General features: G+C 66.6%; 12 protein-coding genes and 1 tRNA gene. 5 read left to right on the forward strand and 8 right to left on the reverse strand.

Features of this window, described 5'->3' with window-relative positions; all coding sequences use genetic code 11:
- Positions 1-7 precede the first annotated feature (7 nt).
- Together M2319_RS19845 and M2319_RS19850 are read left to right on the forward strand one after the other, a co-directional pair.
- The gene (locus tag M2319_RS19845) at positions 8-949 is read left to right on the forward strand and encodes an ABC transporter permease (protein ID WP_264603202.1); all 942 of its coding nucleotides are present in this window, start codon (positions 8-10) and stop codon (positions 947-949) included.
- Positions 946-1827 carry an ABC transporter permease gene (locus M2319_RS19850; RefSeq protein ID WP_264603203.1) on the forward strand — a complete coding sequence of 294 codons (882 nt, stop codon included), beginning with the start codon at positions 946-948 and terminating at the stop codon, positions 1825-1827. Before M2319_RS19845 ends, M2319_RS19850 begins: the two co-directional genes overlap by 4 nt.
- Positions 1828-2434: 607 nt before the next feature.
- On the opposite strand, the gene M2319_RS19855 is transcribed toward M2319_RS19850, so the two are convergent.
- The 5 genes from M2319_RS19855 to rpmI all read right to left on the reverse strand — a co-directional run bounded on the left by M2319_RS19855 (position 2435) and on the right by rpmI (position 7095).
- A tRNA-Arg gene (locus M2319_RS19855) sits at positions 2435-2511 on the reverse strand.
- 282 nt (positions 2512-2793) lie between these two features.
- Entirely contained in the window at positions 2794-5211 is a 2418-nt protein-coding gene (pheT, locus tag M2319_RS19860; RefSeq protein WP_264603204.1) for a phenylalanine--tRNA ligase subunit beta, read from the reverse strand.
- A 53-nt stretch (positions 5212-5264) separates the two neighbouring features.
- Positions 5265-6347, reverse strand: a complete 1083-nt coding sequence (pheS, locus tag M2319_RS19865; protein ID WP_264603205.1) for a phenylalanine--tRNA ligase subunit alpha — start codon at positions 6345-6347, stop codon at positions 5265-5267.
- A gap of 167 nt (positions 6348-6514) precedes the next feature.
- Positions 6515-6871 (reverse strand): 50S ribosomal protein L20, encoded by a 357-nt coding sequence (gene rplT, locus M2319_RS19870; RefSeq protein ID WP_111436161.1) that lies wholly within the window; start codon positions 6869-6871, stop codon positions 6515-6517.
- Between the two features lie 26 nt (positions 6872-6897).
- On the reverse strand, positions 6898-7095 hold the full coding sequence (rpmI, locus tag M2319_RS19875) for a 50S ribosomal protein L35 (protein ID WP_111436160.1): 198 nt from the start codon (positions 7093-7095) through the stop codon (positions 6898-6900).
- 386 nt (positions 7096-7481) lie between these two features.
- Here rpmI and modD point away from each other — a divergent pair, with 386 nt between their 5' ends.
- The 3 genes from modD to M2319_RS19890 all read left to right on the forward strand — a co-directional run bounded on the left by modD (position 7482) and on the right by M2319_RS19890 (position 9912).
- Positions 7482-8324 carry a ModD protein gene (modD, locus tag M2319_RS19880; protein WP_264603206.1) on the forward strand — a complete coding sequence of 281 codons (843 nt, stop codon included), beginning with the start codon at positions 7482-7484 and terminating at the stop codon, positions 8322-8324.
- A 74-nt stretch (positions 8325-8398) separates the two neighbouring features.
- Positions 8399-9076, forward strand: a complete 678-nt coding sequence (locus M2319_RS19885; RefSeq protein WP_264603207.1) for a CPBP family intramembrane glutamic endopeptidase — start codon at positions 8399-8401, stop codon at positions 9074-9076.
- Between the two features lie 311 nt (positions 9077-9387).
- Positions 9388-9912: a hypothetical protein gene (locus M2319_RS19890; RefSeq protein WP_264603208.1), complete on the forward strand. Its 525-nt coding sequence runs from the start codon at positions 9388-9390 to the stop codon at positions 9910-9912.
- An 88-nt stretch (positions 9913-10000) separates the two neighbouring features.
- Here the strand turns inward: M2319_RS19890 and M2319_RS19895 are convergent, their stop codons facing one another.
- The 3 genes from M2319_RS19895 to M2319_RS19905 form a co-directional block, all read right to left on the reverse strand.
- Positions 10001-10552, reverse strand: a complete 552-nt coding sequence (locus M2319_RS19895; protein ID WP_264603209.1) for a putative glycolipid-binding domain-containing protein — start codon at positions 10550-10552, stop codon at positions 10001-10003.
- A 65-nt stretch (positions 10553-10617) separates the two neighbouring features.
- Positions 10618-11163 (reverse strand): translation initiation factor IF-3, encoded by a 546-nt coding sequence (gene infC / locus M2319_RS19900; RefSeq protein ID WP_264603255.1) that lies wholly within the window; start codon positions 11161-11163, stop codon positions 10618-10620.
- Between the two features lie 190 nt (positions 11164-11353).
- Complete coding sequence (locus M2319_RS19905; protein WP_264603210.1) at positions 11354-12553, reverse strand: glycosyltransferase family 4 protein; 1200 nt, start codon at positions 12551-12553, stop codon at positions 11354-11356.
- Positions 12554-12593 lie beyond the last annotated feature (40 nt).

Consider the following 12593-nt stretch of genomic DNA (forward strand, 5'->3'; position numbering starts at 1 on the left):
GACGGACATGTTGAGCTTCGTACTCCGGCGGCTGCTTGTCGCGATCCCGACCCTCCTGATCGTGTCGGTTTTCGTCTTTCTCCTGCTGAAGCTCCTGCCGGGCGATCCCGCGCTGGCGCTCGCCGGCGAGGAGCGCGATCCGCTCGTCATCGAAACCATCCGCGCCAAATACGGGCTCGATCAGCCCCTGCCGGTCCAGTACCTCAGATGGCTGGGCGGCGTCCTGCAGGGCGATTTCGGCGTTTCCATCCGCACCCGTCTGCCGATCGGCGAGATGATCGTCGAAAAACTGCCGGTGACGTTGCAGCTCTCGCTGCAGGCGATGATCATCGCGATCTTCATCGGCATCCCCGCCGGCGTCGTGGCGGCGTTCAAGCGCGGCACGCCCGTCGACTACCTCGTGTCGATGCTGGGCCTCGGCGGGCTCTCCATTCCAAGTTTCTGGCTCGGCATCATGCTGATCCTCCTGTTCGCCGTCTCGCTCGGCTGGCTTCCGAGCGGCGGCTATGTCGGCTTCTTTGAGTCGCCGCTCGACAACCTTCGCTATTCGCTGATGCCAAGCCTGGTGCTCGGCACGGCGGCCGCCGCGATCGTCATGCGGCACACACGATCGTCGATGATCGCCACGCTGCAGCAGGACTACATCCGTACCGCGCGCGCCAAGGGGCTCAGTGAATACGTCGTCGTCACCCGCCACGCCCTCCGCAACGGCCTGATCCCGGTGGTCACGACCGCGACGCTGCATCTCGGCCAGCTGCTGTCCGGCGCCGTCCTGACCGAACAGGTCTTCGGCATTCCCGGCTTCGGCAAGATGATCGTCGACGGCGTCTTCAGCCGCGACTACGCCGTCGTCCAGGCCGTGGTCCTTTGCGCGGCGGTCATGTTCCTGCTGATGAGCCTGATCGCCGATATCGCCTATGTCATCCTGAGCCCGAGGCTGCGCGCATGACCGATGTGTCCCTCCCGGCGGATCCCGCGGTCGGCGGCGGGCATCGCAAGTCCGCCCTCCAACAGGTCCTGTCGCAGCCCAGTGCCGTGATCGGCGGCTCGATCGTCATCTTCTTCGTGCTGGTGGCGATCTTCGCAACCCTGCTGTCGCCTTACGATCCCAATGCGTCGGACTGGCTGGCGATCCGCCAGGCGCCGAGTGCCGCCCATTGGTTCGGCACCGACGACCTCGGCCGCGACATCCTTTCCAGGATCCTGGTCGGCGCTCGGGCCTCGCTGCTGGCCGGCGTCATCGCGGTGGCGATCGCGATTGCCATCGGCGTGCCGTTGGGGTTGATCGCCGGCTATTTCGGCGGCCTGCTCGACGCCGTCATATCGCGCTGCACGGACGCGCTTCTGGCCGTTCCGTTCCTCGTCCTGGCGATTGCCCTTGCCGCCTTCCTCGGCGCCAGCTTGCAGAACGCCATGATTGCGATCGGCGTTTCCGCCGTTCCGATCTTCATCCGGCTGACCCGCGGACAGGTGCTGGTGGTCAAGGGCGAAGACTACATCACCGCTGCCCGCGCCGTCGGCGTGCGCGACCGCAACATCATCGTCTCGCATGTGTTTCCGAACGTGCTGGCTCCGGTCGTCGTACAGGGCACGATCACCATGGCCGTGGCAATCCTTGCCGAGGCCAGCCTGGCGTTCCTCGGCCTCGGCCAGCGCCCGCCCGCGCCGTCCTGGGGCAGCATGCTCGACGTTGCCCGCCAGTTCCTGATCGAAGCGCCGTGGATGGCGGTCTGGCCGGGCCTTGCCATCGTCGCGATCGTCCTCGGCTTCAACCTCTTGGGCGACGGACTGAACGACGCCCTCAACCCGCACCGCGACACCGACTAGCCGGGACGCACCGGAGCTTCATGGGCGTCGCGCGTCCAGCGTTCCGGCTGGGGCGGCGTTTGGACCCCCTGGCAAGATCGCCTGTCGACTTCGTACAGCCTACTGCCGATGCGCGAGAGGGCGCGGCAAGGGCATCGTTCGGTCTTGCAGGCCCTTGCCGCAGCGGCGCCCCGAGCTTTCCGAAAGCCATGAGGCGATCGAATCGGATCGCGCCCTCAACTGTGCGAGTTCCTGCCTATCGAAGTCCCGAACGACCCCAAATCCCGCGCTCCGTTAGCAGTGAGATGCAACGCAGTGCATCCGCAAATCGACATAGAGGAGCGCGCGTAGCACGCCGCGGGCGTTCGAGTTATTTGCGATAACTCATGAAATTGGCCCACCTCCAAGCAGAACCGTCGAACGCGCCACAAGCCGCGACCGCGGCCCGGGCCTCCGCCCGCCCTGCCGGAGACGATGAGCGAAGCGAACTCGTCGTGAGGAAAAACCGGCGCATCGAGATCGCGACTGTTCGAACGCAAAGCGTTCGCAAGCCCGAACGGGCGCCGGCCGGCCAGGCCGCCCCCGCGGACACGTCGAGCGAAGCGAGACTGTCGTGAGCAAAAAAGATTGGCGCACCCGAGAGGATTCGAACCTCTGACCTCTGCCTTCGGAGGGCAGCGCTCTATCCAGCTGAGCTACGGGTGCAGAGCGCAGTTGCGGTGAAGCAACCGGCGACCGCGCTTTCATATCCGATCCGGGCGGCGCGGGCAATCGGGGAAATCCGGCCGGGAGGATTGTCGTAACCCCGGTCCTGACAGGTACCCCCCCGGTGAGCTTCCGCATCCCGCTCACCGCTCCAAAAGGAATCGGCAGGCCGGATGGGCAATGCACCAGGACATCGCAGCGGCGATCGGTTCGAATGCCGTGTTCCCGAAAACAGGTTTTGCCCGCTGCGCGATGGATGCGCGCGCGCAAAGCCCTCTCGCCTCAGGCCCTCAGCGTGCCGCCGGTGGCCTTCGATACCTTGTCGACGATCTTGGCCGCAACGGCTTCGATCTCGGCTTCCGTCAGGGTCTTTTCCCGCGGCTGCAGGGTGACCTCGATGGCGACCGATTTCGTTCCTTCCTCGATGCCCTTGCCGCGATAGACGTCGAAGACGCCGGCATCGGTCACCAGCGCCTTGTCGGCGCCCTTCGCCGCGCGCAGGATCGACAGTGCCTCGACGCCCTCGTCGACGATGAACGCGAAGTCGCGGCGGACCGGCATCAGGTCGGAGACGGCGAGCGGCGGCTTGGCCGTCGCGCGGCCCGCCTTCGGCTCCGGCACGTTCTCCAGGATCACCTCGAACGCGACCAGCGGGCCTTCCACGTCGAGCGCTTCCAGCACCTTCGGGTGCAACTCGCCGAAGACCGCAAGGACGTTCTTGGGGCCGAGCGTCAGGGCGCCGGAGCGGCCGGGGTGGAACCAGCCGGGCGCCGTGCGAGAAACCTGCAGGCTGTCGACGGGGGCGCCGATGGCGGCGAGCACGGCGAGCGCATCGGCCTTGGCGTCGAACGCATCGACGGCGGCGGCCGTGCCGGCCCAGTGGCGGCCGGCGCCGGAGGCCTTGGCCGTCAGGCGCCTCACGCCCGTTGCCGCCGTCTTCTGGCCGTCCGGCCCATCGCCCTCATAGACCTGACCGACCTCGAACAGGGCGAGGTCGGCAAAGCCGCGGTCGGCGTTGCGCTGGGCGGCCGCTGCGAGGCCCGGGATCAGGCTCGGGCGCATGTCGGAGAGGTCCGCGGCGATCGGGTTGGCGAGCGCCAGCTCCGGCTTGCCGCCGCCGAAGAGTTCGGCATGGGGCTTCGGCACGAAGGAATAGGTGACGGCCTCGACCATGCCCCTTGCGGCGAGCGCGCGCTTGGCCTGGCGCGTCCGCTTCTGGCCGGTGGTGAGGATGCGCGGCGCGATGTGGCCCGCGCGCGGCATCGGCGTTACCGGGATGCGGTCGAGCCCGACGATGCGGATCACCTCTTCGACGATGTCGGCCTTGCCCTCCACGTCCGGGCGCCAGCTCGGCACCGCCACCTTGACCTGGGGGCCGGTGCCGGAGACCCAGAAGCCGAGCCGGGTCAGCACGGCCTTCGCCTCTGCCGGCGGCACGTCGAGGCCGGAAAGCCGCTTCACCTCGTTGAACGGGAACTCGATGATCCGGTCGTTGTCGGGCGCCGCACCTGAGAGCTCAACCTCGCTCGCCTCGCCGCCGCAGATGTCGAGGATGAGCTGGGTGGCGATGTCGAGGCCGGGCAGCATGAAGGCCGGGTCGACGCCGCGCTCGAACCGGAACCGGGCATCGGACTGCAGCCCGAGCTTGCGGCCGGTCTGGGCGACGTTCAGCGGCTCCCAGAGCGCGGACTCGACCAGCACGTCGACGGTGTCCCCGTTGCAACCCGTCTCTTCGCCGCCCATGACGCCGGCGATGGATTCCACCGAGTTGGCATCGGCGATGACGCACATGGTGTCGTCGAATTCGTAGGTGCGGCCGTCGAGGGCGAGCAGCGTCTCGCCCGGCCTGGCACGGCGCACGGTGAGGTTTCCGTCGACCTTGGCCGCGTCGAAGACATGGAGCGGCCGGCCATAGGCGTAGGTCATGTAGTTGGTGATGTCGACGAGGGCGTTGATCGGCCTGAGGCCGATCGCCGTCAGCCATCTCTGCATCCAGTCCGGCGACGGGCCGTTCTTGACGCCGCGCACCAGCCGCATGGCAAAGGCCGGGCACAGGGACTCGCCTTCCGGGAAATCGAGGGTCACGGTCACCGGGCAGGGGAAGCCGCCCTTGACGATCGGCCGGCGGCCTTCCTTGAGGTTGCCGATGCCCGATGCGGAGAGGTCGCGGGCGACGCCGTGGACGCCGAGGCAGTCCGGCCGGTTCGGGGTGATGGCAATGTCGATGACCGCGTCGTCGAGGCCGGCCCAGGCGGCGTAGGGCTCGCCCACCGGCGCGTCTTCCGGCAGCTCGATGATGCCCTCATGGGCGTCGGACAGCATCATCTCACGCTCCGAGCACAGCATGCCGCGGGATTCCACGCCGCGGATGGTGCCGACCTTGAGGTCGACACCGGTGCCGGGGATGTGGGTGCCGGGGGGCGCGAAGACGCCCTTCATGCCGGTATGGGCGTTCGGCGCGCCGCAGACCACCTGCACGGGATCGCCGGAGCCGGTGTCGACCATGCAGACCTTGAGCCGGTCGGCGTCGGGGTGCTTTTCGGCCGAGATCACATGGGCGATGGTGAAGGGAACGAGCGCCTTGGCGCGGTCGTCGACCTCCTCGACCTCCAGCCCGATCATGGTGAGCTGCGCGACGATCTCGTCGAGGCTCGCATCGGTGTCGAGGAATTCCTTCAGCCAGGACAGGGTGAATTTCATGACGTGTCCTTAACGGGTTGCGCCGCGCGGGTCCCGCTGCGGCACCGTAATGGTCAGGCAGTGAGCCCGCCGAACAGGGTCGGCAGGTCGAGGGGGCGGAAGCCGTAGTGGGTGAGCCAGCGGATGTCGGCGTCGAAGAAGGCGCGGAGATCCGGCATGCCGTATTTCAGCATGGCGATGCGGTCGATGCCCATGCCCCAGGCAAAGCCCTGGTACTCGTCCGGATCCAGCCCGCAATTTCTCAGAACGTTCGGATGGACCATGCCGCAGCCGAGGATCTCCATCCAGTCGTCGCCCTGGCCGAGGCGGACCTCGTCGCCGGAGCGGTCGCAGCCGATGTCGAGCTCCATGGACGGCTCGGTGAAGGGGAAGAAGGACGGGCGGAACCGCATCTTCACCTCGTCGACCTCGAAGAAGGCCTTGCAGAACTCCTCGTGCACCCACTTCATGTGGCCGACATGGCTGATCTTGTCGATGACCAGGCCCTCGACCTGGTGGAACATCGGCGTGTGGGTCTGGTCGCTGTCGCAGCGATAGGTGCGGCCGGGGATAATGATGCGGATCGGCGGCGGCGACTTCTCCATGGTGTGGATCTGCACCGGCGAGGTGTGAGTGCGCAGCAAGAGCCGGGAGCCGTCCTCCTTCTCATCGAAAAAGAAGGTGTCGTGCATCTCGCGGGCCGGATGGCCCTCGGGGAAGTTCAGCGCCGTGAAATTGTAATAGTCGGTCTCGATGTCCGGGCCTTCGGCGATGGTGAAGCCCATGTCGGAATAGATGGCCGTCAGCTCGTCGATGACCTGGCTGATCGGGTGGATGCGGCCGGCATCGGACGGCCCGGGGCGCACCGGCAGGGTGACGTCGACGCTTTCCTTCGCCAGCCGCTCGGTGAGCGCCACTTCGCGCAGCTCCTCGCGGCGGGCGGATATCGCCTCGGTGACGCGGGCCTTCAGGCCGTTCAGCTTCGGGCCCATCACCTTGCGCTCATCCGGGCTCATGGTGCCGAGGCTCTTCATCTCCTCGGATATGCTGCCCTTCTTGCCGAGGGCGGCGACGCGCAGCTCCTCAAGGGCCGCCTCGTCGCCGGCGCCGGCAATGGCGGTGGTGAGATCGGATTCCAGTCGCTCGAGATCGGTCATGGTATTCGCTTTGCTTGGAAAGGCGCCGTGGTTTTAGCAGAAATCGCGGCCGGCGGAAGGGGTGCCGCAAACGCATTCGGCCCGGCCGGCGAAAAACCGACCGGGCGGACCGGCACCTTTAAAGGGTCTGTCGGGTGACCCGGGCCAGAGCCCGGGACCGCATTCGATCAGGCGAGCGCGGAACGCGCCTTTTCCACCAGCGCCTTGAAGGCGTCGGGCTGATGGATCGCCAGGTCGGACAGAACCTTGCGGTCGACCTCGATGCCGGCCTTGTTGAGGCCGTCGATAAATCGACCGTAGGTCAGCCCGTTCTCACGGGTGGCGGCGTTGATGCGCTGGATCCACAGGGCGCGGAACTGGCGCTTGCGGGCCTTGCGGTCGCGATAGGCATACTGGCCGGCCTTCTCGACCGCCTGCATGGCAACGCGGATGGTGTTCTTGCGGCGGCCATAGTAGCCCTTGGCGGCCTTCAGAACCTTCTTGTGGCGAGCATGGGACGTAACGCCCCGCTTGACGCGCGACATGGCTCAATCTCCGAAAAGCGTTGGGTTCAGCTGTAGGGCAGATACTTCTTGACGATCCGGGTATCCGGCTCGGAAAGGACCATGGTGCCCCGCGCCTTGCGGATGAACTTGGTGGTCCGCTTGATCATCCCATGCCGCTTGCCGGCCTGGGCGACCTTGATCTTGCCCGTCGCGGTGACCTTGAAACGCTTCTTGGCGCCCGCCTTCGTCTTCATCTTGGGCATTTTGCTCTACTCCGTCTTTTTCAAGTGCGCCGAACGGGAAAAAGCGCCGCTGGGGGCGCCAACCGTCCGATGCTTTTTCTTTGAGCTTTTCAGAGCCAACACGGCATGCCCTTACGCCGGCCGGCTCAACGAACGCGGGTTTATAGCGGGAGGGGAGCGAGATGGCAAGCGGGCGGGAGGAAACTGCCGGCATCACCGTATTTGCCGAAGCGACCCGACGATGCCGCTTCCAATCGTTATGTAGTTTGGCTACATAACGATTGGAAGATCATTTCCCATTGCCTGCGACGGCGCCGCGGACGCAACGGCGGATTGCGCCTTTGCAATGCGGAAGCGACGGGTCGATGGCGATATCCCGCCCTTAACGCACCAACACGGACCGGACGATGATCCATATCGACGATGCCACCCTCCTTGGCTACCTCAAGGACGACGCGCCCTATGGCGACCTCACAAGCCGCACGCTCGACCTCAAGGGCGTGCCGGCGCGCATGACGTTTGCGGCCCGCGGGCCGATGGTCGTGTGCGGGATCGAGGAGGCGGCACGGCTGCTGGCGCTGATCGGCTGCGAGGTGCAGAAGGCCTGCGCCAGCGGCGACCGGTTGCCGGAGGCCGGGCCGGTGCTGGAGGCGACGGGCCCAGGCGAAGCGGTGCTTGTCGGCTGGAAAGTGGCGCAGATGCTGGTCGAATGGACCTCCGGCGTCGCCACGGCGGCGCGGCGTCTCACCGATGCGGCACGTGCGGCCAACCCGGAGATCATCGTCGCCTGCACCCGCAAGGCCATTCCCGGCACCCATCTCTTGTCGGCAAAGGCGGTGCTTGCCGGCGGCGCCACGCTGCATCGCACCGGGCTTTCCGACACGGTGCTGCTGTTTCCCGAGCACCGCGCCCTCGGCGCCGCTCCGGACGTCCTCGCGGGCCAGATCGAGCGGCTGAAGGCCGCCTGCCCGGAACGCTCGGTGGTCGTTGAGGTAAAGACCGTCGAGGAAGCGCTCGTTGCGGCCGATAGCGGCGCCGACGTCCTGCAACTGGAAAAGTTCCCGCCGGACAAGGTGGCGGGCCTTACCGCCGCATTGATGGCATCGAAGCCGGTCAGGATCGCCGCGGCCGGCGGCGTCACGGCCGCCAATGCCGAGGCCTATGCCCGTTCCGGCGCCGCGATCCTGGTCACCTCGGCGCCCTATTACGCCAAACCCTGCGACGTCCAGGTGTCGATTACCCGGCATTGAGCCGGGCCACGGCCCTTGCCCCCTGGCCTGCCGCCGCGCCATAACGGTCCGAGCCTTGCCCACCGGACCGCCCGATGTTCTCCACCCGCCGCCTCGTCTTCCTGGAACTTGTCGTCGTCGTCGCCGCGCCGCTGCTCATGGCCGGGACGGCGAGCCAGGCCGTGCGGTTTTCAGCGATCTTTCTGGTGGCCGCCTATTGTCTGATCGGGCTGTGGCGGGCGGGGGCGGTCAAGGCGTATCTCAGGCCCAATTTTCGGGGGTTTTTCGCCGCCCTGCCCGGCGTGCTCCTGCGCTCGGGCATCGCCGCGGTGGCGATCGCCGGGCTCGTATATGCCCTCCATCCGAACCGGCTGTTCTGCATTCCGCGGGCCAATCCGGACCTGATGCTGATCATCGCCTGCTTCTACGCCTTCGTCTCGGTGCTGCCGCAGGAAATCGCGTTCCGGGCCTATGCCGCGTTCCGGCTCGACGGGCTGAAGGTCGCGCCGGTTCCTGCCACGCTTCTCTCCGCCGCCGTCTTCGGCTGGGTGCACATCCTCTACGGCTCGTGGATCTCGGTGCTGCTGGCCTTCATCGCCGGCATCGCCTTTTACCGCACCTACCGCAACAGCGGCTCGATCCTTGCCGCCTGGCTGGAACACAGCCTCTACGGCCTTGCGGTCTTTGCCATCGGCCTCGATCACCTGTTCTACAGCGGGCCGGGCACGGCGCGGCTTGAGTCCGTTTGCATGGCCGCGCCCCTATGGCCTTAAAGCGCTTTCCCAAAAAGTTGATAGACTTTTTGGATAAGAAATCGCGTCAAAACAAAGACCTAAAGCCTCAACCGTTGATTTGATAGTCGAGACGTCCGGCGTCGATTGCTCCGAGCACCTCGGTCCTCAAGACGTTCAAATCACTATCTGATACTATTAATACGAAATATACAGTCGTTTTTACTTGTTCCAATAAATCATTATTGTAATTATTGATTGTTTTCGGGTCACAAGAGCAATTTCCAGCCATGCGGTTTTGATTGAAAGCCCGTATCCGAAAAGAAAAACAAATATTTTTGGGAGGGAAGACCATGCTATCCACCAGATCCCGGACGCTGTCCTTTTTCCAGTCGCTGGCGATGCTTGCGCTGATCGCCGCCACCCTTGCGTTGTCCTTTGCCGGCACGGCACGGGCCGACTGCGACGCCCAGCGACGCGCCTTTGCGGAGGCCGCCGCGGCCCAGGCCGAGGCGGCCGCGGACCAGCGCCAGGCCTGCGGCGACCTGCGCCTTTGCAAGGCCGACTGCCGCATCCTGAAGAAGGAATGCAAGAAGACCGCGCGGTCCGACAAGTTCCTGTGCATCGAGGAATGCAACGCGCTCAGCGGCCGCGACAAGCGCCAGTGCAAGCGCGAGTGCCGGGCCGACAAGCGGATCGCCAAGGCCGGCTGCCGGCGGGCGATCCGGGAATGCCGGGGCACCTGCCGCGACGTGCACAGGACGCCGGAATGTCAGGCGGCGCGCTCCGCCTCGACCCAGGCGGCGATCAACGCGTCCCTGGCCGGCGTGGCGCTGGCCGAATGCGAGCGCCAATCGGGCAATGAGGATGCCCAATAGGGCGGCCGTCGATCGAAAGAAAGCTCACGCAGAAGGCGGGCCGGCGACGCCGGTCCGCCGGAGACGCCCGAACGTCAGATCCCGAACGTCAGATCTGCTCGAAGCGGTCCGGATAGAGCGCGACGAGGCCGTCGGCGTCGAGTTCCAGCACCGTGTCGATATTCCTGATGCCGCCCTCGTAGCGGTAGCGGCGGCCGGGCTCCAAGCAGGTGTAGCGCTGGGCGACGGGCACCACGTCGAAGTCGTCGGCGCGCAGATAGGCGACCGAGACGTCGGCGCTCTCGCCCTCGGCGAGGCCGAGCCGGCGGATCACCAGCCCGTTGGTGAAGGGGGTGGCGGCAATGTCGACGTCGAGGCAGCCGTCGATGCCGTCGACCGGCAGGCCCTGGCCGTCGTTCCAGCGGCCGTTGGCGTCGGACTGCAGGACCAGGGTCGGCGTCGGGCCGGTGCGGTGGACCTCCGCCAGCCGCGGGCGCCAGGCGCCGTCCATCACCAGCCGGTAGGCAAAGCCGAAGCGGGTGCCGTCGCGCTCGCCGATGACGACGCTCTCGCAATGGACGGTCTCGGAATCCTGCCAGATGTGGAGATGTTCCATGCCCGGCGCATGCAGCGCGCGCCAGCGGATGATCCGGTCGACCATGTTCCGTCTCCGTAGCGGATATGCCTCAGGCGCGATGCCGCTGGTGTCAGCGCGGGCCGACGCTTTTAGCGCGGGCCGAGCGGCGCCAGCACCATGATCATCTGCCGGCCTTCCATCTTCGGCTCCAGCTCGACCTTGGTGTATCCCGACGTCTCGTCCTTGACCTTCCTCAGAAGGTCCATGCCGAGGTCCTGGTGCGCCATCTCGCGGCCGCGGAAGCGCAACGTCACCTTGACCTTGTCGCCTTCCTCGAAGAACCGGCGCATGGCGCGCATCTTCACGTCGTAGTCGTGCGTGTCGATGTTCGGCCGCATCTTGATTTCCTTGACCTCGACGGTCTTCTGCTTCTTGCGGGCCTCGGCGGCGCGCTTCTGCGCCTGGTATTTGTATTTGCCGAAATCGAGGATCTTGCAGACGGGCGGCTCCGCATTGGGCACGATCTCGACGAGATCGAGGCCGAGTTCCTCGGCGCGGGCGCGGGCTTCATCTGTCGGCACGGTGCCGTGGTTGGTCCCCTCGGCATCGATGAGCTGGACGTTCGGATTGCGGATTTCGTCATTGACGCGCGGGCCCTCTTTCTGGGGCGGTTGCGCTCGATGTGGACGGCGAATGGTCGTAGTCTCCCGATATTGTTGATCTCTCTGGCGAGCAACCGTCCCAACGGAAACGGCCTCGCACGCCGTGAAACGTCGAGGCCCCGAGCCGGGTGATCCATCGGATCAGGCTCGCCGGGTGTGAGAATCCGCCGATTTCGCGTCGAAGTCAACCGAAATGCGGGAAAGTACCGGTGCGTGCTCCGGGTCAGGCGCCGAGAAGCCGCTCATATTGGCGAAGGGTCGCTCCTGTCATGGCGCCGAGCGAAAAGTGCGTCTGGACATGGGCGGCGGCGCGGGCGGCGAGCGCGGCACGGGCCTCGGGCGTCAGGTCGAGGGCCTCCCGCAGCCCCTCGGCAAGGGCCGCCGCATCGCAGGCCGGAACGCGCCAGCCGGTGCGTGCACCGGCCGCAACCTCCGGCGGTGCAAGCACCGTCTCCGGCACGGCGCCGAGGTCCGAGACGACGACGGGACGCCCCGCAGCCTGGGCCTCCACGGCGGCGCGGCCGAAGGCCTCCGGCTCCGTCGAGGGAACGGCGACGACAGTCGCAAGATGCATGGCCGCCGCCGGATCGGCGCAATGGCCGACAAGGCGGATGCGACCTTCCAGGCCATGTGCGGCGATGCGGCGCGTGAGGTCGGCAACATAGTCGGTGCGCCCTTGCGCATCGCCGGCAAGGATGCCGACGACGTCGCGCCCCTCGGCGGCGAGCCTTGCCAGCGCATCGATCAGCACGGTCTGGCCCTTCCAGGCGGTGAGGCGCGCCAGGTGCAGGATCACCGGCGCGTCGCCCTCAAGACCCCAGGCGGTGCGGAGGTCCGCAAGCCGGCCCGGCGTCATGGCGCCTTCGGCATAGTCCGCGAGGTCGGTACCGCGGTGGATGACGACAACCCGGCTGCCATCTGCCGCGACCCCGTTGTCCGCGACCATGTGGCGCGCCGCGATCAGCCTGGCCGTGTAGCCGGAATTGGCGATCACCACGTCGCCGCGGGCCATCACCGAATTGTAGAAGCCTTTGAGGGCGCTCTTCTGGTTATAGGCGCCGTGATAGGTGGTGACGAACGGCGTTCCGGTCAGCCGCGCCGCAAGGAGCGCCGACCAGGCGGGCGCCCTTGAGCGGGCGTGCAGGATATCGACCTTTTCCCGACGGACGATGCCGGCGAGGCGAAAGGCGTTGACGAGCATCAGGGCCGGGTTCTTGGTGGCGGCGGGAAAGGTGATGTGTTCCGCGCCGGCCGCCTCCAGCTCCGGCACCAGCCGGCCGCCGGCACTGACGACGATCGCGCGCCAGCCCTGCCGCACCAGTTCCGCTGCGACGTCGACGGCCGTGCGCTCGGCGCCGCCGGTCTCCAGCTCCGGCACGATCTGCAGCACCGTGCGGTGCGCTTTCCTTTCGCGGCTTTCCATGACAGGTTCCGGTCAATCCCGATCCGATCTTCGGAGGCTT

The sequence above is a fragment of the Rhodobium gokarnense genome, assembly GCF_025961475.1.
GTDB lineage: Bacteria > Pseudomonadota > Alphaproteobacteria > Rhizobiales > Rhodobiaceae > Rhodobium > Rhodobium gokarnense.